This is a genomic window from Amycolatopsis sp. VS8301801F10, assembly GCF_046195355.1.
Classification (GTDB): domain Bacteria; phylum Actinomycetota; class Actinomycetes; order Mycobacteriales; family Pseudonocardiaceae; genus Amycolatopsis.
The window spans coordinates 5,163,895-5,179,648 of sequence record NZ_CP176065.1; the positions used below are offsets into that span (position 1 = coordinate 5,163,895).

At 70.1% G+C, this 15,754-nt stretch carries 14 protein-coding genes; 5 read left to right on the forward strand and 9 right to left on the reverse strand.

What is annotated here, in order from left to right:
• Positions 1–15: 15 nt before the first annotated feature.
• The 4 genes from F9C11_RS24495 to rnhA all read right to left on the reverse strand — a co-directional run bounded on the left by F9C11_RS24495 (position 16) and on the right by rnhA (position 4,136).
• A complete protein-coding gene (locus F9C11_RS24495) occupies positions 16–2,655 on the reverse strand; it encodes a glycosyl hydrolase 2 galactose-binding domain-containing protein (RefSeq protein WP_409186967.1) in 2,640 nt (879 codons plus the stop codon).
• A 157-nt stretch (positions 2,656–2,812) separates the two neighbouring features.
• The gene (locus F9C11_RS24500) at positions 2,813–3,190 is read right to left on the reverse strand and encodes a YchJ family protein (RefSeq protein WP_409179700.1); all 378 of its coding nucleotides are present in this window, start codon (positions 3,188–3,190) and stop codon (positions 2,813–2,815) included.
• Entirely contained in the window at positions 3,187–3,537 is a 351-nt protein-coding gene (locus tag F9C11_RS24505) for a DUF1801 domain-containing protein (RefSeq protein ID WP_409179701.1), read from the reverse strand. Before F9C11_RS24505 ends, F9C11_RS24500 begins: the two co-directional genes overlap by 4 nt.
• Before the next feature lie 119 nt (positions 3,538–3,656).
• On the reverse strand, positions 3,657–4,136 hold the full coding sequence (rnhA, locus tag F9C11_RS24510; protein ID WP_409179702.1) for a ribonuclease HI: 480 nt from the start codon (positions 4,134–4,136) through the stop codon (positions 3,657–3,659).
• Between the two features lie 92 nt (positions 4,137–4,228).
• Between rnhA and F9C11_RS24515 the strand changes: the two genes are divergently transcribed.
• Positions 4,229–5,014: a DUF1684 domain-containing protein gene (locus tag F9C11_RS24515; RefSeq protein WP_409179703.1), complete on the forward strand. Its 786-nt coding sequence runs from the start codon at positions 4,229–4,231 to the stop codon at positions 5,012–5,014.
• Positions 5,015–5,284: 270 nt separating this feature from the next.
• Here the strand turns inward: F9C11_RS24515 and F9C11_RS24520 are convergent, their stop codons facing one another.
• Together F9C11_RS24520 and F9C11_RS24525 are read right to left on the reverse strand one after the other, a co-directional pair.
• Positions 5,285–5,839: a hypothetical protein gene (locus tag F9C11_RS24520; RefSeq protein WP_409179704.1), complete on the reverse strand. Its 555-nt coding sequence runs from the start codon at positions 5,837–5,839 to the stop codon at positions 5,285–5,287.
• Between the two features lie 499 nt (positions 5,840–6,338).
• The gene (locus tag F9C11_RS24525; RefSeq protein ID WP_409179705.1) at positions 6,339–7,016 is read right to left on the reverse strand and encodes an MBL fold metallo-hydrolase; all 678 of its coding nucleotides are present in this window, start codon (positions 7,014–7,016) and stop codon (positions 6,339–6,341) included.
• A gap of 78 nt (positions 7,017–7,094) precedes the next feature.
• On the opposite strand from F9C11_RS24525, the gene F9C11_RS24530 reads away from it, so the two are divergent.
• On the forward strand, positions 7,095–7,925 hold the full coding sequence (locus F9C11_RS24530) for a YwqG family protein (RefSeq protein ID WP_409179706.1): 831 nt from the start codon (positions 7,095–7,097) through the stop codon (positions 7,923–7,925).
• Between the two features lie 560 nt (positions 7,926–8,485).
• On the opposite strand, the gene F9C11_RS24535 is transcribed toward F9C11_RS24530, so the two are convergent.
• Positions 8,486–9,175, reverse strand: coding sequence for an RNase H family protein (locus F9C11_RS24535; RefSeq protein WP_409179707.1), 690 nt, complete (start codon positions 9,173–9,175; stop codon positions 8,486–8,488).
• Between the two features lie 340 nt (positions 9,176–9,515).
• On the opposite strand from F9C11_RS24535, the gene uvrA reads away from it, so the two are divergent.
• Complete coding sequence (uvrA, locus tag F9C11_RS24540) at positions 9,516–12,377, forward strand: excinuclease ABC subunit UvrA (RefSeq protein ID WP_409179708.1); 2,862 nt, start codon at positions 9,516–9,518, stop codon at positions 12,375–12,377.
• Between the two features lie 72 nt (positions 12,378–12,449).
• On the opposite strand, the gene F9C11_RS24545 is transcribed toward uvrA, so the two are convergent.
• The gene (locus F9C11_RS24545; RefSeq protein WP_409179709.1) at positions 12,450–13,070 is read right to left on the reverse strand and encodes a fibronectin type III domain-containing protein; all 621 of its coding nucleotides are present in this window, start codon (positions 13,068–13,070) and stop codon (positions 12,450–12,452) included.
• A gap of 114 nt (positions 13,071–13,184) precedes the next feature.
• On the opposite strand from F9C11_RS24545, the gene F9C11_RS24550 reads away from it, so the two are divergent.
• Positions 13,185–13,658 (forward strand): SRPBCC family protein, encoded by a 474-nt coding sequence (locus tag F9C11_RS24550; protein ID WP_409179710.1) that lies wholly within the window; start codon positions 13,185–13,187, stop codon positions 13,656–13,658.
• Positions 13,659–13,721: 63 nt separating this feature from the next.
• Here F9C11_RS24550 and F9C11_RS24555 read toward each other — a convergent pair whose 3' ends face one another.
• Complete coding sequence (locus tag F9C11_RS24555; protein ID WP_409179711.1) at positions 13,722–15,161, reverse strand: DHA2 family efflux MFS transporter permease subunit; 1,440 nt, start codon at positions 15,159–15,161, stop codon at positions 13,722–13,724.
• A 116-nt stretch (positions 15,162–15,277) separates the two neighbouring features.
• On the opposite strand from F9C11_RS24555, the gene F9C11_RS24560 reads away from it, so the two are divergent.
• Positions 15,278–15,679 carry a winged helix-turn-helix transcriptional regulator gene (locus F9C11_RS24560; protein ID WP_409179712.1) on the forward strand — a complete coding sequence of 134 codons (402 nt, stop codon included), beginning with the start codon at positions 15,278–15,280 and terminating at the stop codon, positions 15,677–15,679.
• Positions 15,680–15,754: the final 75 nt, after the last annotated feature.

Genomic DNA, 15,754 nt, shown 5'->3' on the forward strand with positions numbered 1-15,754 from the left:
GCCGCTCACGAGTCCCTAGCCGCGGACGGTCTGCGTGCCGGTGTTCCAGCCCGCGACCCGCACCGACGGAGCCGAGCCGTGCAGGTCGGCCGTGCGGTAGGCGGCGGTGAGCGTCACCGATTCGCCCGGCCACAGGCTGACCTGGTTGTCCGACCAGGTCACCGGGAGGACCGGCGCGCCCGCGCTGTCGACCACGTGGGTGTCCACCATGAACGCCGGGGTCTTGCCCGACGAGGTGTTGGTGAGCTTCACCGTGGTCACCGTCGTGCCGTCCGGACCCGGTGCGGAGGTCGCCGTGGTGGCCACCTTCGCCGCGCCGAGCTTCGACAGCCCGGAGAGGTCCGCGTACGACGACGTCGGCGTGTAGTACCAGTCCGACTTGCTCCAGTCGAGCTTGTCGTCCTTGGTGGACAGCCAGTACACGTTCCGGCTGACCTCCTTGCCCGCCGAATCGGCGAGCACCAGCTTGGCCAGGTAGGTCGACGAAAGCCCGCTGACCGAACCGATGTCGAGCGCCTTCGCGTGCGCGCCGCCGCCGTTGACCGAGAGGTCCTTCTTGGTCTTCGAGAACTTCTTCGTGCCGTCGGTGTTGAACAGCTCGACGGTGGCGGTCAGCCCGGACGCCTTCTTCGTGGTGGAGTTGACCACCTCAGCCGACTTGGTGTCGTACGAGTACTGGATGTGCAGCGGCTCGTTCGCCTTCTTGGCCCCGAAGTAGGAGCCGTTCTGGTCGAGGTAGGCGTCGAACAGCTGCCAGTGCAGCGAGGTCCAGCCGCTGTTGAGCATCCAGTAGATGAGCCCGGTCGACGGGTCCTTCGAATCGGTGAAGTTGCGCGAGTGCGATTCGAACTCCGCGCGGACGTTCTCGTACTGCGCCAGCTGCGCCTTGCGGACGAAATCCTCCAGGCTCGTCGGCTTGCCGTAGCGGCCGGCCAGCGCGTCGCCGAAGAGCTTCAGGTTCGCGAAGGTCTCCGATTCCGAGCGGTGGTACTGCGGCGCGGACGGGTTCTTCCAGAGCGTTTCCAGCTCGGCGGGCGTCATCATCCGCTTGAGCGTGTCCATCGTCGGGATGTCCGGCCCGGCGCTGGTCTCGGAGTTGAAGTTCCACGCGCCGCCCGCGTCCTTGTGCGCCTTGTCGTACCAGTAGTTCGGCGGGACGTAGTCGTACGGGCCGTTCATCTTCATCCCGGACGGGCCGAGCTTCGGCGACGCCTTGGCCGAGGCCGCGGAGATCACCGCCGCCGGCCAGTCCGCCGCGGACAGCGCGTCGAGGTAGCCCTTTTCGATCCGCGCGTTGGGCGCGAAGTCGCTGCCGATGTGGAACGACAGCACGCTCGGGTGGTCGCGCAGCCGCTCGGCCTCGGCGGTCATCGACGCCTTGGCGACCGGGTAGTCCGCCTCGGTCCACGGCTCGCCCTTCTCGTCGCCGTTGACCTGGCCTTCCCACTTGTCGCAGCATTCCCAGCCGGGCATGGTCAGCACGCCCATCCGGTCGGCGAGGTCGAAGAACGCGTCGGGCTCGATGTGGCCTTCGAGGCGCACCGTGTTGAGGCCGAGGTTCTTGACGTAGGCGAGCTTGTCCGCCGCCCGGCCCGCGTCCCAGCGCAGCAGCAGGTCGGGGGACCAGCCGCCGCCCTTGATCATCAGCGGCTTGCCGTTGACGATGTACTGCCGTCCGCCGCTGGGGTTGAGCGGAGCCTTGACGTCGCGGATGCCGAAGCTGGAGTGGCTCGCGTCGGAGGCGGTCCCGCCGACGGTCGCGGTCAGGTCCAGCTGCTGCATCGGCTGGCCGCCCATGCCGGCGGGCCACCAGACCTGCGGCTTGTCGACGCCGACGACCGGGAAGGCGACGGTCTTCTTCTCGTGCGCGGCAAGGGAAACGTCCTGGCTCACCGGCCGTCCCGCGACGGTGCCGGACACCTTGGCGCGGACCGGCGCGTCGGAGTCGTTGCGGACGTCGGCCTTGGCGGTGAGGTCGGCGTGGTCGAGCGCGGGCACGTTCAGCTTCGTGACCACGTGCGCGCCGCGGAGCGCGACCGGCCCGCTGTGCCGGACGACGACCTCGCGGGCGAGCCCCATGTTCTGGTCCGGCGGGGTCTGCGCCCAGTCGATCCAGCCCATCGACAGGTCGTTGTTCGGGTCGTTCGGGTAGACCTTGAACGCGACGCTGTTGACGCCCCCGTGCACCTGCTTGGTCACGTCGAGGTCGTGCCGGGTGTAGGGGCCGTTGACCTCGTCCTTGGTCGCGACGCGGGTGCCGTTGACCCAGATGTCGGCCTTGGACAGCACGCCGCTGATGTCCAGGTAGGTGCGCTGCGAGGGGTCGGCGACCTTGATGTCGGCGCGGTACCACCACGGGACCTTGAAGTCCGCGGTCGGCACGTTCTTCATGTTCGTGGAGTAGAACGGGTCGGAGTAGCGGCCGTTGGCGAGCAGCCCGGCGTACACCGTGGACTGCGAGCCGACCGGGTACCAGCCCTTGGCGTCGAAGCCGGGCTTCGACACCGAGGCGTCGTCGGACACCTTGGCCGAGGACTGGATCAGATAGCCGGGGATCGCGGCCTGCCCGGGTTCCGGCCCGGCCGAAGCGGCCCCGGCGACACCGGGGATCAGCGCGGCGGTCAGGGCGGCGACTGCTAACAGCCGTCCGGGCATTCTTGGCCGGCGTGGGGTCACGAGCGGTCCTCCTCGGGCTCCTGGCGGCGGCGATTGTTAGTAAAGTTCCTTAACGATTGCCGGTGATGGTAGCCGCCCGGAGCGTCCGGGAACAGACCTCGGCGGGGTCTTTTCGCCCGATTTTCCCCTGGGGTTCCTAGCCGAGGGCGTCGACGTAGTACCAGCGCCCGCCCTCGCGGACGAACCGGCTGTTCTCGTGCTGCGAATCGGTGCGGCCCTGGCAGCGGTAGTGCGCGCGGAACTCGACGGTGCCCTCGTTCTGCAGCAGCGAGCCGCCGGTCCGGCCGAGGATCTCCAGCCGGGTCCACTCCTGGGCGGGATCGAGTTTCAGCCGCTTCGGGCGGGTGTCCGGATGCCAGGTTTCGAGCAGGTATTCGGGCTCGCCGACCGCGAACGCGCAGTAACGCGACCGCATCAGCCGCTCGGCCGTCGGGGCGTGCTGGTCGCCGCGGTGGAACCGGCCGCAGCAGTCGGCGTAGGGCTCGGGCAGCCCGCACGGGCAGGGGTTGGTCACGCCGCTGATTCTGTCTCCAGCGCGAGAGCCTGCCCCACCCAGGCGGCGATCTGCTCGGTGTCGACGTCTTCGGCGCTCCGCAGCTTCACGTGCGCCATCTCGCGGGCGCTGGGTTCGAGGCCGTCGCCGATCAGCTGGCCGCGCCAGAACGCAAGGGTCACGTACGAGCTGTACGCCTTCGCGAGGCAGATCGGGTTTTTGCCCGCTTTCCAGGTGGGCGCGCCGTGGTAGAGCGCGGCCGGCGCCGGCATCGCGGCGTCGAGCGCGGGCAGGAGAGCGGAGTAGACCTCGCGGAGCGCTTCGGGCTGCGCGGCGACGTACTCGGCGACGGTGGTGAACTTCGGCATGGCTTGTCCTCTCGGGTCTCTCTTGGTGCTGCCGAGCTTGCCTGCCGAAGGTTCTTCTTGTCAAGACTAATTTTTTTGTCGGTGGCGGCGCTGTCGAGGCGGCGCTGCGTCGACGAGGTTCAGCCGCGAGCCCGGCGCACCCCGGCCGCGGCGGCTTCCTGCGCTCCCTTCACCGCGAGCTTGTCCGCGCGCTCGTTCTCCGGAAGCCCGGCGTGGCCCTTGACCCACAGCCATTCGACCTCGTGCTGCCGGCAGGCGGTGTCGAGGCGCTGCCAGAGGTCGGCGTTCTTGACCGGCTGCTTCGCCTGCGTCTGCCAGCCGTTCTTCTTCCAGCGCGGCATCCACTGGAGGATGCCGTTGCGGACGTACGTGCTGTCGGTGTAGATCCGCACGACCGACGCGCGGGTGAGGCTTTCCAGCGCGCGGATCGGAGCCATCAGCTCCATGCGGTTGTTGGTGGTGACGGTGTCCTCGGCTCCGTACAGCTCGCGCTCGTGCTTGCCGTAGCGCAGGAGCGCGCCCCAGCCGCCCGGTCCGGGATTGCCGCTGCACGCGCCGTCGGTGTAGATCTCCACCGCTTGTTCCGTCTGCTCCGCCACCCGGGCGACCTTACCGTTCTCACGTGCTGGGAGCCGGAATGCCGGGCCGGGGACGGTGTTGTGCCCTGCACACGAACGGAAGGGGCCCGGACATGGCAGTGGAGTTCGCGCAGGCGTGGCAGGACTGGAAGGCGGAGCGGGAGAAGACGCTGGCCGATCCGTACGGCTGGCTGGCGCTGGTGTCGCTCGACTGGCTCGAGGACGCGCCGCGGACCTACCCCGGCCTGCCCGGCCGATGGTGGCAGGACGCCGAAGCCGCGTACGTCGACCCCGCCGGCGGGGAGTTGCGGCACGAAGGCGCTTTGCTGACGGATGTCCACCGGTTCGAGCTGGTGAACAGCGGCGCGGGCACCCGGGTGACGGCCGGCTCGGTGGAGATCGAGGTGGCGCGCCGGTCGGGGTACTTGATCCGCGTGCACGACCCGAAAGCCCCGGTGCTGAACGACTTCCACGGTGTCCCCGCGTACGAACCAGACCCGGCATGGGTGCTGACGGGCCGCTTCGAGCCCTTCGACGAACCGCGCCCGACGACCGTGGGTGCGGTGGTGGAAGGGCTGTCGCATGTCTACACCGCGCCGGGCCGGATCGTGTTCGAGCGCGATGGGGTCGAGTACGCGCTCACAGCGTTCAACGGGAAGGCCGGCGGGTACAGCATTCTCTTCACCGACGCGACGAGCGGCGTGACTACTTATGCGGCGAACCGTTCCCTGCCGGTCGCCGAAGCGGATGCGGACGGGACCGTGACGCTGGACTTCAACCGGGCGGTGAATCTGCCGTGCGCGTTCACGGATTTCGCTACGTGCCCGCTGCCGCCGGAGGGGAATCGCCTGCCGTTCGCGGTAGAGGCGGGGGAGAAGATTCCTTACGAGAGGCAGTGAGGTTCTGCGGTCGCCTGACCGGGTCTGCGCTGTCCCCGGCCAGGAGCGGCTGCGGCACTTGGCGAGCGCCCGGCCGGACCCGGCCGGGGGCCCACGTCGATCCCTTGCTGGCCAGCGCACCGGACGGTTTCCCGGCGCGCCGGATGGTCATCGCCGAGCATGCTTCTCGCCGGAGACCGGCCGGGCCACGCTCCGCGCGCAGTTGTGGCCGAATTCCGTCGGCGGCTTGGGATTTCGCCGTCTTCCGGTCGGCAGGCGGTACCAGAGCAGTCATCCTCGGAGGTCTCGGTCCGCGGGCGGCAGCCAGTCGCGATCGGGCCGCGGGAGGCGGCCGCTGCGCACGTCCAGGTCAGCGCGGGCGTGCACATAGAACTCGTCCCGTTTGGCGCCGATGATCTCGTAGAGCCCGATGAAGTCCTCGTGGCTCATCGCTTTGCCGCGGGCGACCCAGCTGAGCTTCCAGACGGCCTCGTGCCAGCGGCGTCCGGCGTCGACCGCGGCCGGCGAACCGAGGAGCAGCACGGTCTCCCACTTGATCGCGCGCTCGTTCTCGGCGTCGGCGAGGGCGGCCAACCCCTCTTCGAGATCGACCGGCAAGGCACCCGCCGGGTAGCCGCGGGCGGCGGCGATGCGGTAGGACAACTGAGCGCATGACTTCAACGCGGTTGCGTACTCGGCGTAAGCGCTGAGCCGTTTGTCGTCCCATCGCGTCGAGTACTGGCGTCGCCATTTGCTGCGTTCGACCAGCGTTGTCGCAGTGAACGAGGCTGCGGCACCCAAGAGCACAGCGGTCAGCGTCAGCAGTTGCTGGACAATAGGGCTCATCGGCGCGAACTGCCCCCATCTTCCCGCCTCGACTGGGAACGCAGCTTACCGCGCCAGCCGGTCCGGAAAGGCGGCTTTTCATCGACGCGAATGTTCCATGGTCACTCGAATACGGGCGAGCACATCGGCAGCGCCGCGCCCGCTGTCACTGAAGGCTGAAGACGCGTTCTGCGTTGAGGTGGCCGAGCACGATTTTGAGGCGAGAGCGGCGGTCGAAGACGCCGCTCAAGATGAGCCGAATGGCGCGCACGCATGAGCCCGACCTCGGTCCGGTCGCCCTCGAAGACTTCGAGACGGTGTGCGGTGTCGAGGAAATCCTCGGCAGCGACACGCTCTTCGACCGCGACGATCCGGGGGCGAGCAGCGGGTGCTTGATCATGCCGCTGTTTCAGGCTCGGAGATCCGCCGTGTCCAAGACGTGTCCGGCATCGCCCGACGAGCCGGGGAATGGGTCCTCCGCCGCGGAAAAACGGGGCCGCCCGGCGGCGGCCCCGTCAGCTCACCAGCCGCGTTCGCGCCACTCGGCCAGGTGCGGCCGCTGCTCTCCCAGCGTCGAATCGTCCCCGTGGCCCGGGTAGAACCACGTGTCGTCCGGCAGTTCGTCGAAAATCCGCTTCTCGACGTCGTTCAGCAGCGACGTGAAGTCCTCCGGCGAAGAAGTCTTCCCGACCCCGCCGGGGAACAGCGAATCCCCGGTGAACAAATGCCCGTGGCCGTTCGGGTCCCGGTACAGCAGCGCGATCGACCCCGGCGTGTGGCCGCGCAGGTGGATCACTTCCAGGGTCACCGCGCCGACCTTCAGGGTGTCTCCGTGCTCGACCAGGAAATCCGGGGGGATCGGCAGCGGTTCCGCGTCCAGCGGGTGCGCCGCGGTGTTCGCGCCGTTCGCTCCGGCCACCGCGCCGAGCGCCTGCCAGTGGTCGGGGTGCTGGTGGGTCGTCACGACGGTGCGCAGCGCGGGCCGGTCGGGGCCGTGGCCGATCAGGTCCGAGATGCGTTCCGGGTCGTTGGCCGCGTCGATCAGCAGAGCTTCGTTCTCCTCGCGGCACACGAGCAGGTACGCGTTGTTGTCCATCGGGCCAACGGAGAGCTTGGTGATGGTGAGGCCGTCCAGCGTCCGGCGGGCGGCGTCGCCGCCCGGTTCGACGTGTCCGGTGTACGTGTCGGCGATGTTCACGAGTCCCCACCGTAGCCGGATCACCCGCGCGTCGCCCATGCGGCCGTTTCTGTCGGTGCTTGCTGTCAAGATCTCCCCATGACCTCTTGGATCGACCCGCTCGCCGAGCTGGCGCGCGAGAACCTTCCGCCGGACGTGGCCGAGGCGTGGGAAACCCTGTTCCGGCCCGCCGTGCGGCTGACCACCGGCGGGAACGGCGCGCGCGTCGGCTGTCTCGGCGGCGATCCCGCGCTGCCCGCGGACGCGGAGTGGCCAGTCTGGCGGGACGAGCTGCCGATGAACTTCGTCGCGTCCGTCGACTGCGCGGCGCTGCCCCGGGTGCCCGGCGGGATCGAGCTGCCTGCGTCGGGTTCGCTGCTGTTCTTCTACTGCGACGACTGGTTCAAGGCGCAGGGCCCGGTCGACCTGACCTCTCTCGGCGGGGTCGTTTTCATCCCGGCCGGAGCCGAGACCGCGGAACGGGCCGCGCCGGAAGGGGTCGAGGCCTATCCGCGGGTGGAGGTGTCCGGGGAGATCACCGGCACGTTCCCGAACTCGCAGCAGGAGGTGCTGCGCCGCACGCTCGCGCGCGACGGGCTCCCGCTCTCCGACCCGGACAACTGGTCCGAGGAGTTCTTCGACCGGCTCCGGGAGTCGTCGGCCGCGCCGTACCACCAGATCGGCGGCTGTTCGTGGCCGGTCCAGGGACCGCCGGAGGACGAGGTCGCCGCGGCGGTCCTGCCGGACGACGCGAGCGAGTCCGACCTCGCCGACGAAGCGCTGCGCTGGACCCTGCTCGCCCAGATCGACAGCGACGGCGACGCCGGCCTCACGTGGGGCGACGTCGGCGTCCTGTACTGGCTGATCCGCGGGGACGACCTCGCGGCGGGCAGGTTCGATCGGGTGCGGTGTGTGATGCAGAGCGGTTGAGTTCTCGGCCGCTGCGATTCGGTTGCGGCCACTCGGTCGGGCAGCGGTGTTCGCGTGGTGCGGGGTCGACTGGGCGCGGGGAGGTTGAGGCGTCGGGCGCGCTGGTTCGGGTTGCGGTCGTTGTGTCGGGTGGCGGTGTTCGCGTGGTGCGGGTTCGACTGGGCGTGGGGAGGTTGAGGCGTCAGGCGTGCTGGTTCGGGTGCGATTGTGTATCGGGTGGCGGTGTTCGCGCGGTGCGAGTTCGGCCGGGTCCGGTGGGTGATGCCGGGCGGTGACGAGTCGGCCGTGCTGGTTCGGTTGCCGCCGCTTTTTGTGCAGCGGTGCTCGTATGGTGCGGGTTCGGCTGGGTGTGGTGGGTTGTGCGGGCGGGTGGCGGGTCGGGCGTGCAGGTTCCGGTTGCGGTCGTTCTGTCGTGCGGCGGTGTTCGCGTGGGACCGGGTGCGGTGGGTCATGCAGCGCGATCGAGTTCCCGGCAGTGCTGGTTCCGGTTGTAGCCGTTCTGTCGTGCAGCAGTGCTCGCCTGGTGCGGGTTCCGGTGCCTCATGCGGATCGCTCACCCCTCACCCGCGCCGGTTCCGCTGCAGCCACTCCGGCGTGCAGCAGTGCTCGCACGGTGCGAGTTCCCCCGGGAGCACCGACGCCCAGGCGATCCGGACGATCTCGTGGGTGTTCCGCCCCATCCGCTCCTGCCTCTGCTGGCCCCTGCGCAGCCAGTAGCAGTCGGCGTCGTTGTGGTACGCGCTGCCGCCTGCCGTGCGGTAGCCGGTCCGCAGCACGCCCGCGTCGAGTTGCCTGCAGTCGGCGCAGTAGGCCTTCGTCATGCCGTGGCGGCATTCGTCGTCCTCCGGCGGCGCGGGCGGGCGTCCGGTGGGGCGCGCCGCCGCCGCGAGGCCGGCCAGTTCGGCGAGCTGGGCGCGGGCGGCCGGATCCTCGCGCCAGGAGATTTCGTGGCGCGCGGCACAGGCTCGAAGCCGGGGGAGGAGGGCGTCGGACGACCGGCCCTCCAGCGCGGCGCGGAGATGGTCACTGTCGCTGTAAAGGTGCACGCGGACCGGCCGTTTCAGGCTTTCGAGCGCTTCGATCGCCGCCGTCAGGGCCATGCTGCCCGCGGTCGTGTCCGGGGACCCGCCGGTGAGGGTTTTCCGATGCCCTCCGTAGGCCAGCAGCGCGGACCAGCCGCCCGGCCCCGGGGTGTCGCCGCCCTTCCTCGCCGCGTAGATCCGCACTGCTCCGGCTTCGTCGCTCGCCACGGCCCCGAACGTATCGGCAGGGGGTGACACTTTCCGCGAAACCGCCGGAAGGCCCTGCCCCGCGCCGGTTCCCGGGGGCGTGCACCCGGGCCGGGCGGTCTTCGCCGACCTGTATCGTGGAACCGGGCCAAGCCCGCGCGTCCGCTCTGCCGCGCGGGGCCTCCGACAGCGTCCGGCGACCCCGCCGCGGGCCGCTTCCCCCGGCCCCCGGAGAGCGGAAAAGCCCAGGCAGAACGCGTGCGGTCCGGTTTTTGTCGGTGGTCGTCCCTACCCTGGGCACGTCCGCCGGCACCGGATCTCCCGGCGGGCCACCGAGCAGAACGACGGAAGGAACGAAGGCGTGGCTGATCGCCTCGTTGTTCGCGGAGCGCGCGAGCACAACCTCCGCGGCGTGGATCTCGATCTGCCCCGCGACAGCATGATCGTGTTCACCGGCCTGTCCGGGTCGGGCAAGTCGAGCCTGGCCTTCGACACGATCTTCGCCGAGGGGCAGCGGCGGTACGTGGAGTCGCTGTCGGCGTACGCGCGGCAGTTCCTCGGGCAGATGGACAAGCCGGACGTCGACTTCATCGAGGGCCTCTCGCCCGCGGTGTCGATCGACCAGAAGTCGACGTCGCGCAACCCGCGCTCGACCGTCGGCACCATCACCGAGGTCTACGACTACCTGCGGCTGCTCTACGCCCGCGCGGGCAAGGCGCACTGCCCCAAGTGCGGCGAGGCGATCAGCAAGCAGACCCCGCAGCAGATCGTCGACCAGGTGCTGGAGATGCCCGAGGGCACGAAGTTCCAGGTGCTCGCGCCGGTCGTGCGCGGGCGCAAGGGCGAGTACCTCGACCTGTTCCAGAACCTGCAGCAGCAGGGCTACGCGCGCGTGGTCGTCGACGGCACGGTGCACCCGCTCACCGACCCGCCGAAGCTGAAGAAACAGGAAAAGCACCAGATCGGCGTGGTGATCGACCGGCTCACGGTCAAGACCAGCGCCCGGCAGCGGCTCACCGACTCGGTGGAGACCGCGCTGCGGCTGGCCGACGGCCTGGTCGAACTCGACTTCGTCGACCTCGACGAGAACGACCCGCACCGCGTGCGCGGCTTCTCCGAGAACCTGGCCTGCCCCAACGGCCACCCGCTGGCGATCGAGGACCTCGAGCCCCGGTCGTTCTCGTTCAACTCGCCCTACGGCGCGTGCCCCGAGTGCACCGGCATCGGCATCCGCAAGGAGGTCGACCCGGAACTGGTGGTGCCCGACGACGAGCTGTCGCTCGCCGAGGGGGCCATCGCCCCGTGGGCGGGCGGGCAGAGCGCCGACTACTTCCTGCGGCTGCTGGAATCGCTGTCGGAGGCGGTCGGGTTCCGGATGGACACGCCGTGGCGGCGGCTGCCCGCCCGGGTGCAGAAGGCGGTGCTGCACGGCGTCGACGAGCAGGTGCACGTCCGCTACCGCAACCGGTACGGCAGGCAGCGCTCGTACTACGCGGCCTTCGAGGGCGTCATCCCGTTCCTGGAGCGGCGCCTCGAGCAGACCGACTCGGAGTACATGCGCGAGCGGTACGAGGGCTACATGCGCGAGGTGCCGTGCCCGGCCTGCCAGGGCACGCGGCTCAAGCCGGAGATCCTCGCGGTCACCCTGGAGCACGCGACGCAGGGCGACCGGTCGATCGCCGAGGTCTGCGCGCTGTCCATCGCGGAGGCCTCGGAGTTCCTCGACGAGCTGGTCCTCGGCCCGCGCGAGGCGATGATCGCCGGCGCGGTGCTGAAGGAAATCCAGGCGCGGCTGCGCTTCCTGCTCGACGTCGGCCTCAACTACCTGTCGCTCGACCGCGCGTCCGGCACCCTGTCCGGCGGCGAGGCGCAGCGCATCCGGCTGGCGACGCAGATCGGCTCCGGTCTCGTGGGCGTGCTGTACGTGCTGGACGAGCCGTCGATCGGCCTGCACCAGCGCGACAACCACCGGCTGATCGAGACGCTCACCCGGCTGCGCAACCTCGGCAACACGCTGATCGTGGTCGAGCACGACGAGGACACCATCCGGGCCAGCGACTGGGTGGTCGACATCGGCCCGGGCGCGGGCGAGCACGGCGGGCACATCGTGCACAGCGGCCCGTACAAGAAGATCCTGAAGAACAAGGACTCGATCACCGGCGCGTACCTGTCCGGGCGGCGGCGGATCGAGGTGCCGGCGATCCGGCGGCCGGTCGACAAGAAGCGGCAGCTCACCGTGGTGGGCGCGCGCGAGCACAACCTGCGCGGCATCGACGTGTCGTTCCCGCTCGGCTGCCTCGTGTCGATCACCGGCGTGTCCGGGTCCGGCAAGTCGACGCTGGTCAACGACATCCTCGCGCAGGTGCTGGCGAACAAGCTCAACGGCGCGCGCCAGGTCCCGGGCAGGCACACCCGGGTCAACGGCCTCGGCAACGTCGACAAGCTGGTGCGCGTCGACCAGTCGCCGATCGGCCGCACGCCGCGGTCCAACCCGGCCACCTACACCGGCGTGTGGGACCACGTGCGCAAGCTGTTCGCGGCCACCACCGAGGCGAAGGTCCGCGGCTACCAGCAGGGCCGCTTCTCGTTCAACGTCAAGGGCGGCCGCTGCGAGGCGTGCGCGGGCGACGGCACGATCAAGATCGAGATGAACTTCCTGCCGGACGTCTACGTCCCGTGCGAGGTGTGCAAGGGCGCCCGGTACAACCGGGAAACGCTCGAGGTGCACTACAAGGGCAAGACGGTGTCGGACGTGCTGGACATGCCGATCGAGGAGGCGGCCGAGTTCTTCGAGCCGATCAAGGCGATCCACCGGCACCTGCAGACCCTCGTCGACGTCGGCCTCGGCTACGTCCGGCTGGGCCAGCCCGCGCCGACCCTGTCCGGCGGCGAGGCGCAGCGCGTCAAGCTGGCGAGCGAACTGCAGAAGCGCTCCACCGGCAAGACCGTCTACATCCTCGACGAGCCGACCACCGGCCTGCACTTCGAGGACATCAGCAAGCTGATCGGCGTGATCAACGGCCTGGTGGACAAGGGCAACACGGTGATCGTGATCGAGCACAACCTCGACGTGATCAAGACCTCCGACTGGATCATCGACATGGGCCCGGAAGGCGGCTCCGGCGGCGGAATGGTGATCGCCGAGGGCACCCCGGAACAGGTGGCGGCCACGGAGGGCAGCTACACCGGCGAGTTCCTCGCGCAGGTGCTGAACCCCGCCTGACCCGCTCGAAGCCGAGCCGTGAAGAGCCGTCCGTCCCTGTGCCGGGCGGCTTTTCGCTGTGCGGCGGGAGGGTCAGTCCTTTCCGGTGGTGCGTTCGACGACCGGGGAGAGCGGACCGTAGGACAGGGCGCGGACCCGGAAAGCCGAGCCTTGTTCGCCGGGCAGAAGCGACAGCGCACACTGCGTCGCGTTGGGATCGGTCACCTCGACCGGGGCGAACTCCGGGGCGCCCGGGCGGCGGATCTCCAGCAGGAAACCGGCTTCGTCGGCGGAACGGTCGGTCCAGGCGAAGTGCAGGCTCTGGTCCGGAGCGGCCGTCGCGGTGAGATCGGCCGGGGCGGACGGCGGGGCAGCGGTGCCGGGCGGAGAAGCAGTGCCCGGCGTGACGGTCGCCGACACTGGGCCTGCGAAAGACCGGATCCGGTAGTAGAACGGCGTTTCCGGGATCAGGTTCGGGTGGGTGTAAGAAGTCTGGCCGGGCGGGAGGTACTGCAGCGCGGTCCACGGGCCGTCGGCGGCGTTCGCGTATTCGAGGAGGTAGCCCGCCGCGGCCGGATCCGGCGGCCAGTGCAGGACGACGTTCGTGGGCGAGGTGAGAGTCGCGGTGAAGGCGGGCGCGGGCGGGGACGACCCGCAGCCGACGAGCGTCGCGGCCGCCAGCGCGGCTACGGCGGTGCGGGCGATGATCGGCACGGCAGGCCTCCTCGAGGAGTTCAGGCGGCGGCGTACCCCAGGAGCGGCCAGCCTAGGAAACGGCGGTCAAGATCGACAAGCGCGCGTTCCGCTGATCGGGAGAGAGGGGCGGCAGTGGTCCTCGAGAAGAAGAGGGAAGCCGAGTATTCGTTCCGCAGCGACTGGTGGCTGCCGACGGTGCCGGGACGGGTGTTCGACGCGATCGTCGACCTGGAGTCGTATACGCGGTGGTGGCCGGACGTCCAGTCGGTGCACCAGGTCGACGACGACACCGCCCGGATCGTCTGCCGGTCCCGGCTGCCGTACCGGATCGTCGTCGCGATGCACCGGGAGCAGCAGGACGCGGCGGGACTGCGGGTGCGGGTCCGGCTGAGCGGCGATCTGGACGGGACGCTCGCCGGGGCGATCCACGCCGAGGACGGGGGCTCCCGGCTGGAGATCACGCAGCACGTCCAGGTGCGGAAACCGTTGCTGCGCAGGCTGGACGTGGTGGCCCGGCCGTTCTTCCGCGCCAATCACGCGTGGATGATGCGGCGGGGCCACCACGGGCTGACCGGCTACCTCGCGGCGACCGGGCGAGCGGCTTAGCGCCGAGGACTCGTGAGCGGCGATGCCGCTTCTCACCGGCATCGCCGCTCACGACGCACCAGGTCAGGATGCGACCGGTTCGGCGGCGGCGCCGGCCGGAGCAGCGGCGGCTCGGCGGCCCAGGAGCACCGCGGCGAGGATCGCGGCGAGCGCGGTCAGCCCGGCGCTGAAGCCGTAAGCTACCCGGAATCCCGACGCCAGCGCCTCCTTTTCCGAAGCGCCTCCGCCCAGCAGTTCGGCAGTCCGGGTCGCCGCGGCGGTGGCCAGCACGGCGGTTCCGAGCGCGCCGCCGACCTGCTGGGTCGTGGTGATCAAGCCGGACGTGACGCCGGAGTCGGAGGGGGTCGCGGCGGACATCGCCAAGCCCATCAGCGCCGGGATGGCCGTCCCGGCCCCGGCGCCCATCAGGATCAGCGACGGCAGCACGTGCAGGGCGTAGCCGCCCGAGGTCTGGACCTGGGTCAGGTACAGGAAAGCGACCGACGCCGTCAGCAGACCGGCGACCAGCACCGCGCGCGGGGAGAAGCGGGTGTTCAGCCAGTCGGCCAGGCCGAGCGAGAACGCGGCGATCATGACCGGCGTCGGGACGAAGGCGAAACCGGTGGTGAGCGCGTCGAACCCGAGGACCTGCTGCAGGTACAGCGCGGTGACGAACTGGAAGCCCAGGAACCCGGCGACCATCACGACCATGGTCAGGTTGGCGCCGCTGATCGCGCGCACCCGGAGCAACCGCAGCGGCAGCAACGGGGTTCGCGTCCGGGCCTGGCGCAGCAGGAACAGCACGAGCAGGCCGACCGCGGCGACCAGAGTCGCGATGGTGAGGAAGGTCCACCCGGCATCGCCGGCTTGCACGATGCCCAGCACCAGCAGCATCACCCCGGCGGTGACCAGCAGCGCGCCCAGGACGTCGATGCCGGTGCGCAGGCCGAGCCCGCGGTCGGACGCGACCACCAGCGGGGTCAGGACGAGCGCGGCGACGCCGATCGGCAGGTTGATGTAGAAGGTCCAGTGCCAGTCGAGGCCCTGGGTGAGCGCGCCGCCCGCGACCATGCCGATCGAAGCGCCCGCGGCCTGGGTGAAGCTGTACACGCCGATCGCGCGGACGCGGGCGCGCGGCTCGGGATAGAGCGTCACGATCATGCCCAGCACGACCGCGGACGCCAGGGCCCCGCCGACGCCTTGGACGAACCGCGCGACCACCAGCGCGGTGGCGTTCGGCGAAAGCCCGGCGGCCAGCGAAGCCGCGGTGAAGACGACGAGGCCGGCGAGGAACACCCGCCGCCGGCCGACCAGGTCGCCGAGGCGGCCGGACAGCAGGAGCAGGCCGCCGAACGCGACGAGGTAGGCGTTGACGACCCAGGCCAGCCCGGGCGCGCTGAACCCGAGGTCGGTCTGGATCACCGGCAGGGCGACCGCGACGATCGAGCTGTCCAGCACCACCATCAGCGAGGCGGCGGACAGCACGGCGAGCGCCGCGCCGCGATGCCGAGCGGTTTCGGGCATGACAAAGTCCTCCATAACCGGCACTGGGGAGAGTTTCCGCTGGTCGTAGCCAGGGCATCTCTTGTTACAGCGCCCATCATGTGTGACCATGGACCGGCGCGGAAGGAGGCACTTTCATGTCCCAGGGGAACATCGCTGTGACCGGCGAGGCCACGGACTTCGACCCGGCGAAATTCGCGGTGTGCACGGTGATGGAGGTCGTGAACCGGATCAGCGGGAAGTGGGTGATCGGCATCCTGCTGGAGGCGACGCGCGGTCCGGTGCGGTTCACCGAACTCGAACGCTCGGTGCAGGGGATCAGCCGCCGCATGCTCACGCTCACCCTGCGGAACCTGGAGCGCGACGGCCTGCTCACGCGCACGGTCTACCCGACTGTGCCGCCGCGGGTCGAGTACGAGGCCACCGAAATGGCGCGCGAGCTGTACGACTCGCTGTCCGGGCTGGTGGACTGGGCGGAGCGGCACCGCGAGGCGATCGCGGTTTCGCGGCAGAGCTACGACGGCCGCACCGCTTGCTGAACTGGAAAGGCGCCGCGGCCGTGCGCACGGGGGACGCGCACGGCCGCGGCGCCGGAACAGTCCGCGCCCGAGGGG